Here is a 17,158-nt window from a genome sequence, read left to right on the forward strand (position 1 = left end):
AACGCGGAGCCCCTCAAGGGAAGGGGCATTCTACCAGCTGGTGCGGACCGGACGGCCCTCCTCGTAGCCGGCCTGGCTCTGGACGCCCACCACGGCCCGCTGGTGGAGCTCCTCCAGCGTCCGCGCGCCCGCGTAGGTGCAGGAGCTGCGCACGCCCGCGATGATCTGATCGATGATGTCCTCGACCCCGGGGTGCTCGGGGTCCAGGTACATGCGCGAGGTGCTGATGCCCTCCTCGAAGAGCTCCTTGCGGGCGCGCTCGAAGAGGGACTCGCCGCGCGTGCGGGCCTTCACGGCGCGCTGGGACGCCATGCCGAAGTTCTCCTTGTAGAAGCGGCCATCGCTGTCGCGCAGCACGTCCGCCGGGCTCTCGTAGGTGCCCGCGAACCAGGAGCCGATCATCACGTTGGCCGCGCCCGCCGCGAGCGCGAGCGCCACGTCTCGCGGGTGCCGCACCCCGCCGTCCGCGCACGCCTGCTTGCCCAGCTTCCGGGCCTCCTCGGAGCAGTCGAGCACCGCGGAGAACTGCGGCCGGCCCACCCCGGTCATCATCCGCGTGGTGCACATGGCCCCGGGCCCCACGCCCACCTTCACCAGGTCCGCGCCGGCCGAGATGAGATCGCGCGTCCCCTCGCGGGTGACGACGTTGCCCGCCATGATGGGCACCGAGGGAGCCAGGGAGCGGACGAGCTCCACCGCCTCGAGCATCCGGCGCTGGTGGCCGTGCGCCACGTCGATGACGAGCAGATCCGTCCCGGCGCGCAGCAGGGCCTCGGCCTTGCCCTTCACGTCGCCGTTGATGCCGATGGCCGTGGCGATCAGCAGCTTGCCCTTCGCGTCCAGCGCCGGCTTGTAGAGCGTGGAGCGCAGCGCGCCCTTGCGCGTCACCACGCCGATGAGCCGGCGCCCGCGGACCACCGGCGCGGAGGTGAGCCGCCGGCTGGAGAGCCGGTCGAAGAGGGTGTCGAGCGGCGTGCCCTCGTCGATGGTGAGGAGCTCGGTGGACATCACCCGCTGCAACTGGGTGAAGCGGTCGAAGCCGGCGGCATCGTTCTCGGTGAAGATGCCGACGGGCTCCTCCTGCTCGTTGACGACGACGACGGCGCCGTGGGCGCGCTTGTGGATGAGGTTGAGCGCCTGCTGGATGGTGTCGCCGGGCCGCAGGGTGATGGGCGTCTCGTAGACGGTGTGGCGCGACTTCACATAGGCGATGTTGCTCTCGACGATGTCGAGCGGGATGTCCTGGGGCAGCACGGCGATGGCCCCGCGGCGCGCCACCGTCTCGGCCATGCGCTTGCCGGAGACGGCCGTCATGTTGGACACGACGAGGGGGAGGGTGGTGCCCAGGCCATCGGCCGGCGTCAGGTCCACGTCCAGCCGCGAGCCCACCTCCGAGCGGCCCGGCACCATGAAGCAGTCGTTGTAGGTGAGATCGTAGGGGGGCTTCTGGTCATCGAGGAAGCGCATCACATCCTCCAGGAGGGGCTACCCTAGCGCTCGTGGGCAGGGGATGCCCCATGGATTGGAATCCACCCGGGGAGCCACGTATTTTGTCGTACATGAGCGATGCCGGGATGTGGGCGCCGGTGCTGGATGTGGAGGGGTTGGAGAAGACGTACGGCGATGTGAGGGCCGTGCAGGGGCTGACCTTCCAGGTCGCTCCCGGCGAGGTGCTCGGGCTGGTGGGACCCAACGGGGCGGGGAAGACGACCACGCTGCGCTGCCTGGCGGGCATCCTGCCGCCCACCCGCGGACGGGTGAGGGTGGCCGGGCATGACCTGGCGAGCGAGCAGGTGCGGGCCAAGCACGCCCTGGCGTTCCTCCCGGACGAGCCGCGCCTCTTCGAGTACCTCACCGTGTGGGAGCACCTGAACTTCGTGGCCCGGCTGTACGGGGTGGCGGACTGGGAGGAGCGGGCGCGGGCGCTGCTGGACGAGATGGAGCTGGCCGGCAAGGAGAAGGCCCTGCCCGGGGAGCTGTCGCGCGGGATGAAGCAGAAGCTGTCCATCGCCTGCGGCTTCCTGCACTCGCCACGGCTCATCATCCTCGACGAGCCGCTCACGGGGCTGGATCCGCTGGCCATCCGCCGCATGAAGGCCTCGCTGCGCCAGCGCGCGGAGGCGGGGACGGCGCTGGTGCTCTCCTCGCACCTGCTGCCGCTGGTGGAGGAGCTGTGCCACCGCATCCTCGTCATCGCCGGGGGGCGCGCGGTGGCGCTCGGGACGCTGGCGGACATCCGCGCGCAGCTCAGCGGGCCGGACGGCTCGGCGGCGTCCCTGGAGGATCTCTTCATCCGGATCACGAGCGCGCCGCCCGAGCCGCGGCCGGAGCGGGAGGCCCCGTGAGCTTTCCGCGTGCGGTGACGTTCCTCTGGCTGGCCTCGGCGCGCAACCGGGTGCTGCGTCAGTTGCAGCGCCTGCGCCAGCCGAAGTACCTGGTGGGCGCGGTGGTGGGCGGGCTGTACCTGTACTCCGCGTTCGTGCGGCCGTTGATCTACCGGGGGCAGGGGGGCGTGGCTCCGCCCGGGGCGCAGCTCGTGAGCCAGTTGTTCCTCGTGGGTGGGATGCTGTTCACCATGCTCTCCGCGTGGGCACTGGGTCCGGACCGGCCCTCGCTGTCCTTCAACGAGACGGAGGTGCAGCAGTTCTTCCCCGCGCCCGTGTCGAGACGGGGGCTGCTGCACTACAAGCTCGCGCGAGGCCTGGTGGGCGCGGCCATGGGCGCCTTCGTCGCCACCGTCTTCGGAAGCCGCATGCTGTCCGGCCAGCCCATCCTCTTCTTCCTGGGCGCCACGCTGACGCTGTCCACGGTGCACCTGCACGTGACGGCGGCCTCCTTCGTGCGAACCCGGCTCGCCCGGTACGGGGGCACGGGGACGGCGCTGCGCTGGGGTGCGCTCACCGCCGTGAGCACGTTGATGATCATCGCGGCGCTCTCCGTGCTGCGCGAGCACCCCTTGCCCACGGAGCTGAACCACCCCCGGCAGCTCCAGACGTTGCTGGCCTCGTTGATGGACTCGCCAGCCCTGTGGCCGGGACGGTTGCTGGTGGCCCTGCCGCTCGCGCCGGACGTGGCGAGCTTCCTGAGGACGCTGCCACTCGGACTGGGCCTGTTCGCCGTGCACTACGTGTGGGTGATGAGGGCGGCGGTGCCCTTCGAGGAGGCGGCGGTGGTACGGGCCGAGGAGCGCGCCCGGCTCCAGGAGCGGCTCTCCCGGGAGGGAGGGCAGGCCACGTTCCTGCGTGTGCGTCCCGCGTACTTCCAGCTCGCGCCCACGGGCCGGCCGGAGGTGGCGATCCTCTGGAAGAACCTCGTCGCCGGGCGGCGGCTGGGCGGGGCGGGGCGGCTGCTCGCCGCGGGGCTGGTGGGTGGAGTGGTGGCGGCGGTGGCCTCGGGACGGGGCATGTCCGAGGCGCTCGACAACGTGCGCCTGTTCATGGCGCCGCTGTGCGCGGGGCTCGCGGGGGTGCTGTGCGTCTTCGGGCCGTCCGCCCTGCGGTACGATCTGCGGATGGACCTGCCGAGGCTGGAGCAGCTCCGGGCGTTGCCGCTCACGGGGAGGCAGGTGGTGGCGGCGGAGCTCGCCGCGCCAGCGCTGCTGCTCGGGGTGACGCAGGTGGGGCTCGTCCTGTTGGCGATGGTGATGGCGGTGTGGCAGGGAGGCACGTACACAGAACTGTGGGTCACGGCGGGACTGGGGGCGCTCTGCGTGCTGCCGGCGGTGTCGCTCGGGGGGCTGTTCGTTCAGAACGCGGCGGTGGTGCTGTTCCCGGCGTGGCTGCAGCCCGAGGGCGAGCGGGTGCGAGGCCTGGAGGCGCTCGGGCAGCGGTTGCTGACGCTGGTGGGCACCCTGGTGGCGCTGCTGGTGGGGATGCTGCCCGCGGTGTTGCTGGCGGCCCTGGTGGGCTTCGGCCTGAACCTGCTCCTGGACCTGGGCGTGTGGGCACTGCCCTTCGCGGGAGCCGCCGCGGCGGCGGTACTCGTGGCCGAGGTGGCGCTCGGTGTGGTGGGCCTGGGCCACGCCTTCGATCGGCTCGATGTGTCGACGGAGGGGACCGGGACGGCGGCGTGAGGGGGCTTTCGGAGCCGATGCCTCAATGCGGCCCGGCCGCCTCCGGGGGCGCGGACAGCGTGCGCACCACCACCGAGCGGCACGCCGAGCACACGACGCCGCTGCGCTCCCAGTGCACCTGTTCCTCCAGCTCCTGGGCGGACTCCTGACTCTCCTCGAGCTGCTTCACGAGCGCGGCGAGCTCGTCCTCCGAGCTGCCCCCGCCGGACGGGCCGAGCACATCCTGCTCACCCTGCAGCACGAGCGAGAAGCGGTAGTACACCTCGTTGGCGGCGATACCACGGCCGCATGCGGCACACGTCTTCGGTCGGGGGCCGGACATGCCGGAGACACTATCGCGTCGGCACCGTGCGCATCGAGTTGCGTCCCACCATGATGTCCACGAGCTTCTTCACCCGGCGGAAGACGCCCTCCTGCACGTAGGGCACGCCGTGCTTCTCGCAGAGCGCCTTCACCCGGGGCTGTACCTGCTGGTACTTGCTCATGGGCAGGCTGGGCCAGAGGTGGTGCTCGATCTGGTAGTTCAGCCAGCCGTGGAGGAAGTCGACCACGTCGCTCCCGGTGGCGTAGTTCACCGAGCCGATCACCTGCCGCACGGAGAACTCCGCGTTGTTCTTCGCGCGATCGTGGAACCGGTAGAGGTCATCCCCCGCGTGGTTGGGCGCGATCAGCACGAAGCTCTGGAGGTTCGTGAGCAGCTCGGCGAGCACGCTGTTGGCCAGCACGCTGAGCACCGCCCACATCCCGAGCGGCGCGAACAGGGCGGGCAGCAGCACGAAGCGCAGGCCCACGTAAGGCAGGATGCACGTCCACCAGAACGCCCGGCCGTCCGCGGTGAGCGGGTTGAAGGCCGTGATCAGGCGCAGATTGCTTCCATCGTCCTTCTCGCCCGCGCGCCGCCGCTCGGCCCGCCGCCACTCCAGGAAGGTGTTGGGCGCGTAGTACGTCAGCTTCCACGTGCAGGCGAAGAAGGCCACGACCGCGTACTTCGCCAGCATCGGCATGCTGGAGTCCCGAAGGAACCCGGTGTTCTCCTCCACCAGGTCCGGATCCGCCGTCTCGCCCGTGCGCCCGTGGTGCAGCGCGTTGTGCTCGTGCCGCCACGCGTCGGGGTGGATCCAATCCGGCCAGTCCAGGAAGCGGCGCCACCCCGAGGCGAACGCGCGACCGGTGCGGTGCTCGGGCATGCCGGGCACCCGGTCGTAACCCCGGTGCGTCACGTGGTGCGCCATCATCGTCCAGCGCGCCGTGTTGCCCTGCGCGATGAGCAGCGCCGAGAGGGGATTGGGCGCCAGCCAGGCAGTCGCATAGCCGAGCGCCGAGCACACCCGGCCCCAGCGCTCGATCTTCCGGAAGTGCGCGAGGTCCTCGGGCCCGAGGGAGGATTCCATCTCCGTGCGAAGGGTCTGCAGGTCACGCGCGAAGGCCTCTTCATCGATGTCGAGGCCTGGGAAGGCGGAGCGCGGAGGTTCCTCCACGCGCATGGCGACTGCCGTATTCATGAGGTCTGCTGGCTCCTGGTGCGACGTGCCCGGTGGGGACGCCTAGCATCGCAGGGTACGGAGCTGAAGCAACAACCTCATGGGTTCGCCCGGAATCCGGGCGGGGAGACGAGCCGTCAGGGCGCTCCCTTCCTCGTCCGGAGCTGCTCGAGGGCTCTCGCGAGCTGCCCGGTGTAGTCCACGCCCGTGTCCTCGTCGACGAACCGCTGGTGGGGGGCCTCGAAGTAGCCGGAGCGGGCGTAGGCCACCTTGAGGAGCCGCACCTGCTGCTCCGGGTCCAGCTCACCCCAGCTCCGGCCCGCGTCCAGTGCCGCGCGCCAGTCCGAGCCCTCGCCGAACCACCGGCCCCAGAGCGTCTCGCAGACGTAGTCGGTCCCCCCCGCCTGGTACTGCCAGACGTGGCCCATCTCCTGGATGAGCAGGTGCATGGGGAGCTGGAGCGCGGCGGCGTCCTTCCGGGGGATGTCCCGGGGCACGTAGAGGGTATGGCCGAGCACGAAGGGGCGGCCGGCCAACGAGAGCAGCCCGAGACGGCCCACCTTGAGGCGGACCCGCTCGTAGTCGATGCCGTCCCCGAACACCTTGCGCAGCTCGGCGATCTGTCTCGGCGTGAGCCGGCTGCCCGCGGGCTCGAGGAAGAGGAGCGTCTGGATGCCGCTCAGCACCCGGCCCCCCAGGCTCAGCAGGACGTCCAGGGGAATCTGGACGAGCTTCAACACCCCTCGGAGCAGCTCGTGACCGCCCGTGGAGAATCTGCCCGTGAGGAGCCCACCCAGCCCCCGCGCGAAGCACTTCACGGCCAACCACAGGTTCCGCAGCACCCCGAGGCCCGCGCTCACGAGACCCGCGAGCAGGAAGGGCGGTGTCCACCTCCCGGTGATGATCTCGGGCGTCGTGCTCGGAGCCAGGGCTCCGGGAGCTCCAGGAGTGGGTGAAGCGAGAATCGCGGACCGGGTGCCCATGGTGCCTCCATGAGAGAGCAACCAACCAAGGCTCGGCACGATCAGCAGCTCCTGCCAGGGAGGACACCCACCCCCAAGGGCCGGTGCGTGCGCTCCAGAGCACACTCCGGCCCGGCCGAGTCGAACACCTGACAGCGAGTTCCGCCTTCAGGGTGACAGGTGGAGGGCGGTGCGCCTCGGCCCATGCGCGGCCCTTGCCCGGTGTTACGACTGCTCTTCCTCGGAGGCCTCGCCCACCCGGGAGCTGGCGACGCCGAACGTGTTGGCGTCGGCGATCTCCTTGGTGGTGCCCTTGTACGCGCGATAGGCGAAGGGCGCGGTCACCAGCATCGCGATGACACCCAGGCCGATGGCCTTCCAGGGAATGGGCTCTTCCTTGATCTGGATGTCCCGGTTGTAGGAGTTGATGTTGTACTTGGGACGGGCGCGGGCGGCATCGCGCTCCTCCTGGGTCATTTCATCGCCTTGGAAGCTCTGGAGCTGCCGCCGCTGGGCGAGGGCGGCGCCGCCAGTGACGAGCACGAGGACGACCAGCAGACGCGAGAAGAGGGGGAGGCGCATGGCGGCGCAGCCTACCACGACCTTACATGTGCATAGAACAGGGCTTGCTTCCCCCCAGGCGGTCCGTTAGGCGCCAGACCCGTGCGCTTCCTCGTCATCCCCCTGATCAACCTGCTGGTGCTGTTGAGGGTCCTCCTGGGCCTCCCGTTCCGCCTGCTGGGGGCTCGGAGCCGGCCGGCCTATGTGCGCTTCCGGCTGGCGGGGGAGCCCTCCTACCGGGAGCGGACCCGGCGTTCCCGCCTGCCCCCGAGCCTGGGAGGGCAGGGCCGTCCCGAGCCGGCCACGGTGACCTCGTTGGAGTCCTTCCGAGAGGCCCTGGCGCTGCTGGCGAAGGACCCGAAGGTGAAGGGCATCCTCCTGATACTGGAGGACCTGGAGGTGCCGCCGGCCAAGCAGGAGGCGTTGGTGAAGCTGCTCGGGGACTTCCGGGCGGCGGGCAAGCGGGTGGTGGCGTGGGCGGTGGGGGTGGGCAACGTGGGCTACCAGGTGATGTGCGCGGCGGACGAGGTGCTGCTGTCCCCGGCGGGCCGGTTGGATCTGATGGGCTTCGCCGCGGAGGCCACCGCGCTGGGCGAGGGCCTGGGCCGGCTCGGCATCAAGGCGCACTTCTTCCGGCGGGGCGCCTACAAGACGGCGCCGGAGCTCTACACGCACGCGCACGTCTCGGACATCCAGCGGCAGACGCTCGAGTCATTCCTGGACGAGCGGTACGTGGACCTGGTGGACAGCGTGGCCCGGGGGCGGCGGCGCACGCCGGAGGAGGTGAGGGCGTGGATCGACGCGGGCCCCTACAGCCCGAAGCGCGCGGCGGCGGCGGGCCTCATCGACGGGATGTGTGACGAGGCGGATCTGCCCGCGCGGCTCTTGGGCAAGCCCGAGGGCAAGAAGGACGACGAGGACGAGGACGACGAGGGCGTGGAGCCGATGCCGATGTACCGGGCGCGGCTGCCGTGGCCTCCGGTGCGGTGGCGTCCGCTGCGTCCGAAGCCGCGGCTGGGGGTGGTGCCCGTGTCGGGGATGATCGTCCCAGGCAAGGGGACGCCGGGGCGGGCGGCGGGCTCGGACACGGTGGTGAAGGCGCTGCGCGCGGCGGGGCGGAACCGGAGGGTGAAGGCGGTGGTGCTGTACGTGGCGAGCCCGGGAGGCTCGGCGGTGGCCTCGGAGCTCATCCTGGAGGCGGTGCAGCGGGTGGCGAAGAAGAAGCCGGTCATCGCCTTCATGGATCAGGTGGCGGCGAGCGGCGGCTACATGGCCGCGCTGGGCGCCCGGGAGCTCTGGGCCACGCCGCACGCGGTGGTGGGTTCCATCGGCGTGTTCGCGGGGAAGTTCGACACCTCGGAGCTGATGGAGAAGCTGGGGGTGCACCGCACGCTCATCACCCGGGGAGAGACGGCGGGCATGTACTCGAGCGCGCGGGGCTTCACCGAGCACGAGCGGGGCTTGATGGAGCTCGAGATGGAGGAGACGTACCAGGCCTTCCTCGAGCACGTGGCGAAGGCGCGGGGCCGGACGAAGGAGGAGATCCACGCGCTGGGCGAGGGGCGGGTGTACAGCGGCACGCGGGCGCTGGGGTTGGGGCTGGTGGACAAGCTGGGAGGCTTCGAGGAGGCGTGCCGCCACGCGATGGACCTGGCGAAGGTGCCGGCGGGGCGCTTCGAGCTCCAGTTGTATGGGGGAGGGGAACGGGGCTTCTCGCTGTTGAAGCTGTTGCTGGGGAACGCGTGGGCGGGGGTTTATGCCTTCTGTCCAACGGCGTGGAGCCTGCTGGGGTTCAAGGGAGGGGAGCGTTTCGAGTAACCTCCCGGCCCGCATGGCGCGCCCCTGTCCCCTCTGTGAGAACCAGCCGCTGCGGCCCTTGCGCGTCTCCCATGTGGAAATCGACACCTGCCCGGGCTGTCACGGCCTGTGGTTCGATCGGGGCGAGCTGGAGCGCTTCCCGGCTCGACCCTCGGCGAGGAGTTTCCTGGCCATGAAGGGGCAGACCTTCTCGAGGTGCCGGAAGTCGGGGCACCCGGTGGGCCGGGCGGAGGCGGTCTGCCCCACGTGCCGGAGCGAGCCCGTGCGGTGTCCGGTCTGCACCGGGCGCCTGCGGCGGGTGGTGACGAGCGCCAGCCCCGTGGACGTGTGTCCCTCGTGCGAAGGAGTCTGGTTGGACGCGGGCGCCTTCGAGGCCCTGGGAGACGTGATGGTGCCTCAGGCGCGAGCTTCTGCTACGGCTGCGGCGGCCATGGAGTGCTCGCGCTGCGGGGTCGGGCTCCAGGTCTCGGAGGCCTATGCGTACGATGGGGATGTGTATTGCGGAGCATGCCGGCCGCCGGGCTCCGTCTCGGGGGCGGCGATGAAGAAGGGCACACCGGGAGGCCCGTTGCGCAGGGTCCTGGGAACGCTGTCCATGTGGTCCCTGGCCGTCTCCGGGGTGGTCACGGGCTGTGCCCACACGCCGGGACCCTCGGAGGTGGCGGCGTCCTACGCCCAGGCATTGGAGGAGAACCGGCTGGCGGACGCCTCCGCGCTGACGAGCGTCCCCCCGGAGGCCCGGCCCGCGTTCCTGGAGCACTATGGGGACGCCGCGGTCCGTCAGGCCCGCGCGAAGGAGGTGCGCGAGGCCCTCCCCCGGCTCCAGGCGCGAGCCCCGGCCCTCACGTTGATCCAGGAGAAGGAGGGCTGGCGGGTCGTCGAGGAGAAGCCCGAGGACGCACCGCGGGCGGCCTTGAAGGGATTCCTGGACGCGGTGGAGGCGGGCAACTGGAACAAGGCCTGGTCGCTGCTGAGCGATCCCCTGCGTGCCCGCTACACCCCCGAGCGTCTGCGCGAGGACTTCAAGCGCGAGCCCCTGTCGGCCGAGCGGGTGCGCCGGGCGCGGCTCGCCTTGGAGGGGGACGTGCGGGTGACGGCGTCGGGGGCGGAGTTCCCGGTGGGGACGGAGCGGGCGGTGCGGCTGGTCCGGGAGGCAGGCGAGTACCGGGTGGCCGCGATCGAATGAGAAGCGGTGCAACCAGGGGAACGACAGATTAGAGGAGGTTGACACCGGGGGGTCCGCTGGCTATTTCCGCGCCCTTCCGTGGAGGGTCCCCCAACCCCCCGGATTCCAAAGGATTCAGGTACTCCAGATGAGCGTTTCCGAGCGCGACATCCTCGCGGCGATGTCGAAGGTGATGGATCCCGAGCTGCACATCGACCTCGTGAAGGCCGGGATGGTGAAGGACGTCCGCGTGGACGGGGACAAGGCGAAGCTCAAGATCGAGCTGACCACGCCGGCCTGCCCCATGAAGGGGAAGATCCAGGCGGACGCCGAGGCGGCGCTCAAGCAGGTGCCGGGGCTGAAGACGTTCGACATCGAGTGGGGCGCGCAGGTGCGCTCGGCGCCGCAGGGCATGGCGCAGGGCCAGGCGATCCTCCCGCAGGTGAAGAACGTGATCCTCGTGGGCGCCGGCAAGGGCGGCGTGGGCAAGAGCACGGTGGCGGTGAACCTGGCGGCGGCGCTGGCGCGCGAGGGCGCGAAGGTGGGCCTGCTGGATGCGGACTTCTATGGCCCCTCGGTGCCCCTGATGACGGGCATCACCGAGAAGCCGGTGAGCCCGGATGGCAAGACACTGCCGCCGCTGGAGAAACACGGGCTGAAGGTGATGTCGATCGGCTTCCTGGTGGAGGCTGAGCAAGCGGTCATCTGGCGCGGGCCCATGCTGCACGGGGCGCTGATGCAGCTGGTGCGCGACGTGAGCTGGGGCGAGTTGGACTACCTGGTGCTGGATCTGCCGCCGGGCACGGGTGACGTGGCGCTGTCGCTGTCGCAGTCAGTGAAGGCGTCGGGCGCGGTGCTGGTGACGACGCCGCAGGACGTGGCGCTGGCGGACGTGGTGCGCGCCAAGTTCATGTTCGACAAGGTGCACATCCCGGTGCTGGGCATCGTGGAGAACATGAGCCAGTTCGTGTGTCCGCACTGCTCGAAGGCCACGCCCATCTTCAACCGGGGTGGCGGGCACAAGGCGGCGGAGATGTTCGGCATCCCTTTCTTGGGGGAGATTCCCCTGGAGCTGAAGATCCGCGAGGCGGGTGACGCGGGCGTGCCGGTGGTGATCGGCGCGCCGGAGAGCGCCGAGGCCCAGGCCTTCATGGCGATGGCGCGCAACATCGCGGGCCGCGTGTCCACCGAGAACATGCGGGTGGCGGTGAAGCTGCCGGTGATACGCTAGTCACCCCCCGTAAACCCCGAGGACCCCTATGGCGCCCGGCAAGGCCCCCGAAGACGAGACCGACGACTTCGACCCGTTGCTCGGAGACGAGCCGGAGCGGGAAGAGGGTTCTCGAGCGGGCTTCGTGCCCGAGTTCGTGCGCAAGGTGGCGGTGGCGGGACTGGGTGCCCTCTTCATGACGGAGGAGGGCATCCGCTCGCTGGCCGGCCAGCTGAAGCTTCCCAAGGAGGTGCTCGGCTACATCCTCGGGCAGGCGGAGAAGACGAAGGACGAGGTGGGCCGGGTCGTCTCCGAGGAGCTGCGTCGCTTCCTCCAGTCGGAGAAGCTGCGCGACGAGCTGCTCAAGGTGGTGTCGGGGATGACCATCGAGGTGAAGGCGCAGATCCGCCTGGTGCCTCACGAGGAGCAGGAGCAGGGCGAGCCGGGCACGCCGGGCCGAGCCAAGGTGACGGTGACCGAGCTGAACACGCGCCGCGGCGGCAAGAAGACCGCGACGAAGAAGGAGTGAGGGCGTGGAGGGCGGCGAGCGGCGGAACTGGAAGCAACACCCGCTGCTGAGGCGGTTGCCCTTCCTGTTGCTGGTGGTGCTGGGCCTGTGGCTGTGGAAGGGCGTGGACGCCCCCGAGCGCGAGCTGGCGTGGCGGCTGGAGGGCCCGGGCTGGAGTGAGATCCGGGCGCTCGACCTCCAGGTGAAGAACGCGGACGGCGAGCTGGTGAAGCGTGAGACGCGCTCCTTCCAATCCGGCCCGCCGGGCATGGTCACCCTGGTGGTGGAGCTCCCCTCGGGGACGTACGAGGTGTGGGTGTTCGCTCGGGGTGAAAGTGGACCATCCCGGCCCCCTCTCGTGGAGCGCCTGACACTTCAGGACGAGGACACGCGTGCCGAGAGGGGACTGCGGCTCCCCGGGATCCGTTGACCGGTGGGGGAGCGGGGGCTATAGCGCGCCCGGTTCCTCGTTTACCGAGCAAGGGGTCTCCCAATGGCATCGGAGCACATCATCGTCGTCGGGGCAGGGCAGATGGGGTCGGGCATCGCCCAGGTGGCGCTGCAGGCTGGCCTGAGGGTCACCCTGGTGGACGTCTCGAAGGAGGGCCTGGCCAAGGGTGCCGAGCGCATCAAGGCGGGCCTGAAGAAGCTGGTGGAGAAGGGCAAGCTGGACGCGGCCCGGCTCGAGGCGGCGACCGCGAACCTGGCCACCGCCACGAGCGCCACCGAGGTGAAGGACGTGGACTTCGCCGTCGAGGCGGTGACGGAGAACGAGGACCTCAAGCGCCGCATCTTCGTGGAGCTGGACGGCGTGGTGAAGCCGGGCGGCATCCTGGCCACGAACACCTCGTCCATCCCCATCACGCGCATCGCCGCGGCGACGAAGCGCCCCGAGAACGTGATCGGCATGCACTTCATGAACCCGGTGCCGGTGATGCAGCTGGTGGAGCTGATCCGGGGCGCGGCGACGTCGGACGCGACGTACCAGACGACCAAGGCGCTGGCGGAGAAGATGGGGAAGACCACGGTGGTCTCCAAGGACTTCCCGGGCTTCATCGTGAACCGCATCCTCATCCCGATGCTGAACGAGGCCTGCTTCGCGCTGCAGGAGGGGCTGGGGACGGCGGAGGACATCGACACGGCGATGAAGCTGGGCACCAACCAGCCCATGGGCCCGCTGCAGCTGGCGGACTTCATCGGCCTGGACACGGTGCTCTACATCGCCGAGGTGCTCCACAAGGGCCTGGGTGACGACAAGTACCGCCCGAGCCCGCTGCTGCGGCAGTACGTGGACGCGGGTTGGTATGGCAAGAAGAGTGGCCGCGGCTTCTACAAGTACTGAACCCCAGACCCAGGCACCCTCACCCCGACCCTCTCCCGAGGGGAGAGGGGAAGGGCGCGCGATACCCGAGACAAAGGTGCCTCGGACACCCTCGCCAAAACACCCCTCTCCCTCCGGGAGAGGGTCGGGGTGAGGGTGCCTGTCACTGTCTTCCCACCCTGAGGATCCCCACATGGCCTACGAGAACATCCGGCTGGAGACCGAGGACGCGATCGCGATCCTCACCATCGATCGTCCCAAGGCGCTCAACGCCCTCAACAGCAAGACGCTCCAGGAGCTCGAGTCCGCGCTCAACTCCCTGCCCGCCACGGTCCGCGCGCTCATCATCACGGGCGGCGGCGACAAGGCCTTCGTGGCCGGCGCGGACATCGCGGAGATGGCGTCCATCAGCGCGGCGCAGGCGCGCGAGTTCGCCGCCCTGGGCCACCGGGCCTTCCAGACGCTCGAGCAGCTCCCCATCCCCACCATCGCCGCGGTGAACGGTTTCGCGCTCGGTGGCGGGTGCGAGCTGGCCCTGGCGTGCGATCTCATCTACGCCTCGGAGAAGGCGAAGCTGGGCCTGCCCGAGGTGAGCCTCGGCGTCATCCCGGGCTTTGGCGGCACGCAGCGGCTCACCCGCGTGGTGGGCAAGATGCGCGCGAAGGAGCTCGTCTTCACGGGTGAGCGCCTGGACGCGGCCAAGGCCAAGGAGATCGGCCTGGTGCTCGACGTCCTCCCGGCGGATCAGCTCCTGGCCCACTGCAAGGCGGTGGCGGGGAAGATGCTCAAGAACGGCCCGCTGGCCATCTCGCAGGCCAAGCGCGTCATCGAGTTCGGCGCGGATCAGGATCTCCGGGCGGCCAACGAGCTGGAGCGCCAGGGCTTCGCGGTGCTCTTCGGCTCGGAGGACCAGAAGGAGGGCATGAAGGCCTTCCTGGAGAAGCGTCCGGCCGGCTTCACCGGCAAGTAATCGGGCAGACTAATGGGCGCGGCAACAGACGCTTGCCCGCCCCTCATGCAATCGCTGTTCCCGGGCGCGTGGCCCCGTATATGTACCTCCGCGCCCTTCTTTCCCCATCAGGAGTGCCATGAACTTCGAGCTGACCGACGTCCAGCGCGAGATCCAGCGGATGTGCCGTGAGTTCGCCGCGCGCGAGCTGATCCCCAACGCCCGCAAGTGGGACGAGACGCACCAGTGGCCCACCGACGCGGTGAAGAAGCTGGCCGAGCTGTCGCTGCTGGGCGTGGCGGTGCCGGAGCAGTATGGCGGCGCGGGCCTGGACAACGTCTGCTACGCGGTGGCCATGGAGGAGATCAGCCGCGGCTGTGCCTCCACCGGCGTCATCATGAGCGTGAACAACTCGCTCTACTGCGATCCGGTGATGAAGTTCGGCACCGAGGCGCAGAAGGCCGAGTTCCTCACGCCGTTCGCCCGGGGCGAGAAGCTGGGCTGCTTCGGCCTCACCGAGCCCGAGGCGGGCAGCGACGCGGCCTCGCAGAAGACCACGGCGGTGCGCAAGGGTGACGAGTACGTCATCAACGGCTCGAAGAACTGGATCACCAACGGCCCCAGGGCCGACGCCATCGTGCTCTTCACGATGACGAACAAGGAGGCGGGCAACAAGGGCATCACCGCCTTCCTCGTGCCCACCAACACCCCGGGCTTCATCCGCGCCGAGCCGGACAAGAAGATGGGCATCAGCGCGGCGCACTCCTGCAGCATGTTCTTCGAGGACATGCGCGTGCCGGCGAAGAACATGCTCGGCAAGGAGGGCGACGGCTTCAAGGTCGCCATGAGCACGCTGGATGGCGGCCGTATCGGCATCGCGTCGCAGGCGCTCGGCATCGCCCGCGCGGCCTTCGAGGAGGCGGTGCGCTACTCGGGTGAGCGCAAGACGTTCGGCAAGTCCATCCGCGAGCACCAGGCCATCCAGTTCATGATCGCCGACATGGCCACGGAGATCGACGCGGCCCGGATGCTCGTGCTGCGCGCGGCGCTGCTCAAGGACAAGGGTGTTCGCCACTCGACCGAGAGCGCCATGGCCAAGCTGTACGCCAGCGAGATGGCCAGTCGCGTAGCCAACAAGGCCCTGCAGGTCCATGGCGGCATGGGTTACTCCAAGGAGATGGATGTCGAGCGCCACGTGCGTGACGCGCGCATCACGGAAATCTACGAGGGGACGAGCGAGATCCAGCGCATCGTCATCTCGGCCAACCTGTTGAAGGACTAGGAGTCGAGCCGTCCATGATGAACCGTTCCCTGTTGATGGTGGTGGTGCTCGGGTCGGGCCTGGCGTTCGCGCAGGGCTCGCCCGCGAAGAAGGGCGCGTCCGCCAAGGACCTTGCTCCCGAGGCGGCTGCCCCCGCACAGGAGAAGAAGAAGGCGGAGCCGGTACGGCCTCCGCCTCCGGACATCAGCCGGATGCCCTTCACCCCGGACTCCATCCGCGAGGTGATGCAGTACCACTCGCGTGACGTGCAGGACTGTTACGAGGAGCTGCTCGCCACCAAGGGCAACAAGGTGGAGGAGGGCCGCATCATGACGACCTTCACCATCTCGCCCGACGGCTTCGTGCGCAACGCGAAGGTGCTCAAGAACGGCACGACGATCAAGGACGCGCGGCTGCACGAGTGCGTGGTGAGCGTGCTCTCCGGCATCAACTTCCCGTCGCCTCCGGATGGGCGCGAGTACCCCATCGAGTACCCGTTCAACCTCAAGGCCATCAAGTAGGACACCCGCTCCCGTGAATCTCGAGCTCACCGAGACGCAGACGCTCATCCGCGACACCGCCCGCAAGTTCGCCCGCGAGCGCGTGGCCCCCCAGGCGCGCAAGTTCGACAGGGAGGAGTTCTTCTCCGTCGAACTCTTCAAGGAACTGGCCTCCCTGGGCCTCATGGGGGTGAACATCCCCGGCCAGTACGGCGGCGCCGAGGCGGGCGTCGTCTCGTACTCCCTGGCGATGATGGAGATGGCTGCCGCGTGTGCCTCCACCGCGGTGGCCATGGCCGTCACCAACATGTGCGCCGAGCTCATCTGCAAGTTCGGCACCGAGGCCCAGCGCGAGAAGTTCGTGACGAAGCTGACGTCGGGCGAGGCGGTGGTGGGCTCGTTCGCGCTCTCCGAGTCCCATGCCGGCTCGGATCCGCGCGCCATGCGCACCACGGCGGTGCGGCGCGGGGACAAGTGGGTCCTCAACGGCAGCAAGCAGTGGATCACCTCCGGCGCCTACGCGGGGGTGATGGTGGTGTGGGCCCTCACGGGAGGGCAGGGGAACAAGGGCATCTCCGCCTTCATCGTCGAGGGCGGGACCAAGGGCCTCATCATCGGCAAGCACGAGGACAAGATGGGCCTGCGCGGGTCCAACACCGTGGCCCTCACCTTCGAGGACATGGAGATCCCCGCGGAGAACCTCCTGGGCAAGGAGGGGGACGGTTTCAAGCTGGCGATGATCGCGCTGGACGGTGGGCGCATCGGCATCGCCTCGCAGGCGTGCGGCGTGGCGCGGGCGGCGCTCGAGGCCTCTATCCGCTACGCGAAGGACCGCAAGGCCTTCGGCCAGCCCATCGCCGAGTTCCAGGGCCTGCGCTTCATGCTGGCCAACATGTCCACGGAGCTCCAGGCGGCCGAGCTGCTGACGCTCCGGGCCGCGAACCTCAAGGAAGAGGGCAAGGCGTTCACCCGCGAGGCCTCCATGGCGAAGCTGTACGCCAGCGAGATGTCCAACCGGGCGGTGGACAAGGCCGTGCAGATCCACGGCGGCTACGGCTACATCGACGAGTTCCCCGTGGAGCGCTACTTCCGCGATGCCCGGGTGCAGACCATCTATGAGGGCACCAGCGAGGTTCAGCGCCTGGTGATCGCTCGCGAGACGTTCAAGCTGCTCGACTGAACGCCCGCCCCCGGGCCGAGGGCCCTGGACCCCGTGCCGTGGGGTGATGGCGCGACTACCCATGGGGTAGCAGCTTCTCCTCTGGGTCAGGCGCCAGCAGGCCTGGCGTCCTGGCCCGAGGGACAGGGTTTCCGGCGGGGCGGGGGTGCCCGTCTCACCGGGGCCGGATT

General features: G+C 69.6%; 17 protein-coding genes. 12 read left to right on the plus strand and 5 right to left on the minus strand.

The window, feature by feature from the left end:
• Nucleotides 1–30: 30 nt before the first annotated feature.
• Nucleotides 31–1,467 (minus strand): GuaB1 family IMP dehydrogenase-related protein, encoded by a 1,437-nt coding sequence (locus Q664_RS06255; RefSeq protein ID WP_043390892.1) that lies wholly within the window; start codon nucleotides 1,465–1,467, stop codon nucleotides 31–33.
• A 92-nt stretch (nucleotides 1,468–1,559) separates the two neighbouring features.
• Here Q664_RS06255 and Q664_RS06260 point away from each other — a divergent pair, with 92 nt between their 5' ends.
• Together Q664_RS06260 and Q664_RS06265 are read left to right on the plus strand one after the other, a co-directional pair.
• On the plus strand, nucleotides 1,560–2,345 hold the full coding sequence (locus Q664_RS06260; protein ID WP_043390894.1) for an ABC transporter ATP-binding protein: 786 nt from the start codon (nucleotides 1,560–1,562) through the stop codon (nucleotides 2,343–2,345).
• A complete protein-coding gene (locus Q664_RS06265) occupies nucleotides 2,342–4,072 on the plus strand; it encodes a putative ABC exporter domain-containing protein (protein ID WP_043390898.1) in 1,731 nt (576 codons plus the stop codon). The genes Q664_RS06260 and Q664_RS06265 overlap by 4 nt, the downstream gene beginning before the upstream one ends.
• Nucleotides 4,073–4,094: 22 nt before the next feature.
• Here the strand turns inward: Q664_RS06265 and Q664_RS06270 are convergent, their stop codons facing one another.
• The 4 genes from Q664_RS06270 to Q664_RS06285 form a co-directional block, all read right to left on the minus strand.
• Complete coding sequence (locus Q664_RS06270) at nucleotides 4,095–4,394, minus strand: hypothetical protein (RefSeq protein ID WP_043390900.1); 300 nt, start codon at nucleotides 4,392–4,394, stop codon at nucleotides 4,095–4,097.
• A gap of 10 nt (nucleotides 4,395–4,404) precedes the next feature.
• On the minus strand, nucleotides 4,405–5,574 hold the full coding sequence (locus Q664_RS06275) for a fatty acid desaturase family protein (RefSeq protein ID WP_084609559.1): 1,170 nt from the start codon (nucleotides 5,572–5,574) through the stop codon (nucleotides 4,405–4,407).
• Between the two features lie 116 nt (nucleotides 5,575–5,690).
• Entirely contained in the window at nucleotides 5,691–6,536 is an 846-nt protein-coding gene (locus tag Q664_RS06280) for a hypothetical protein (protein WP_052517741.1), read from the minus strand.
• A gap of 204 nt (nucleotides 6,537–6,740) precedes the next feature.
• Nucleotides 6,741–7,097, minus strand: coding sequence for a hypothetical protein (locus Q664_RS06285; protein ID WP_200883665.1), 357 nt, complete (start codon nucleotides 7,095–7,097; stop codon nucleotides 6,741–6,743).
• A gap of 81 nt (nucleotides 7,098–7,178) precedes the next feature.
• Here Q664_RS06285 and sppA point away from each other — a divergent pair, with 81 nt between their 5' ends.
• The 10 genes from sppA to Q664_RS06335 all read left to right on the plus strand — a co-directional run bounded on the left by sppA (nucleotide 7,179) and on the right by Q664_RS06335 (nucleotide 16,988).
• Complete coding sequence (gene sppA / locus Q664_RS06290) at nucleotides 7,179–8,894, plus strand: signal peptide peptidase SppA (protein ID WP_043390903.1); 1,716 nt, start codon at nucleotides 7,179–7,181, stop codon at nucleotides 8,892–8,894.
• A gap of 13 nt (nucleotides 8,895–8,907) precedes the next feature.
• A complete protein-coding gene (locus Q664_RS62600; RefSeq protein ID WP_160174350.1) occupies nucleotides 8,908–10,080 on the plus strand; it encodes a TFIIB-type zinc ribbon-containing protein in 1,173 nt (390 codons plus the stop codon).
• 127 nt (nucleotides 10,081–10,207) lie between these two features.
• Complete coding sequence (locus Q664_RS06300) at nucleotides 10,208–11,290, plus strand: Mrp/NBP35 family ATP-binding protein (RefSeq protein WP_043390905.1); 1,083 nt, start codon at nucleotides 10,208–10,210, stop codon at nucleotides 11,288–11,290.
• A 28-nt stretch (nucleotides 11,291–11,318) separates the two neighbouring features.
• Nucleotides 11,319–11,798: a hypothetical protein gene (locus Q664_RS06305; RefSeq protein WP_043390907.1), complete on the plus strand. Its 480-nt coding sequence runs from the start codon at nucleotides 11,319–11,321 to the stop codon at nucleotides 11,796–11,798.
• A 4-nt stretch (nucleotides 11,799–11,802) separates the two neighbouring features.
• Nucleotides 11,803–12,207, plus strand: coding sequence for a hypothetical protein (locus Q664_RS06310; protein WP_043390909.1), 405 nt, complete (start codon nucleotides 11,803–11,805; stop codon nucleotides 12,205–12,207).
• Between the two features lie 63 nt (nucleotides 12,208–12,270).
• A complete protein-coding gene (locus tag Q664_RS06315; RefSeq protein ID WP_043390910.1) occupies nucleotides 12,271–13,119 on the plus strand; it encodes a 3-hydroxyacyl-CoA dehydrogenase family protein in 849 nt (282 codons plus the stop codon).
• Nucleotides 13,120–13,291: 172 nt separating this feature from the next.
• The gene (locus Q664_RS06320; protein ID WP_043390912.1) at nucleotides 13,292–14,068 is read left to right on the plus strand and encodes an enoyl-CoA hydratase/isomerase family protein; all 777 of its coding nucleotides are present in this window, start codon (nucleotides 13,292–13,294) and stop codon (nucleotides 14,066–14,068) included.
• 118 nt (nucleotides 14,069–14,186) lie between these two features.
• Nucleotides 14,187–15,329: an acyl-CoA dehydrogenase gene (locus tag Q664_RS06325; protein ID WP_043390914.1), complete on the plus strand. Its 1,143-nt coding sequence runs from the start codon at nucleotides 14,187–14,189 to the stop codon at nucleotides 15,327–15,329.
• A gap of 14 nt (nucleotides 15,330–15,343) precedes the next feature.
• Entirely contained in the window at nucleotides 15,344–15,829 is a 486-nt protein-coding gene (locus Q664_RS06330; RefSeq protein ID WP_326938672.1) for an AgmX/PglI C-terminal domain-containing protein, read from the plus strand.
• A 13-nt stretch (nucleotides 15,830–15,842) separates the two neighbouring features.
• Nucleotides 15,843–16,988: an acyl-CoA dehydrogenase family protein gene (locus Q664_RS06335; protein ID WP_043390916.1), complete on the plus strand. Its 1,146-nt coding sequence runs from the start codon at nucleotides 15,843–15,845 to the stop codon at nucleotides 16,986–16,988.
• The last annotated feature ends 170 nt before the right edge of the window (nucleotides 16,989–17,158 follow it).

Origin of the sequence: Archangium violaceum Cb vi76 (assembly GCF_000733295.1) — a bacterium.
GTDB lineage: Bacteria > Myxococcota > Myxococcia > Myxococcales > Myxococcaceae > Archangium > Archangium violaceum.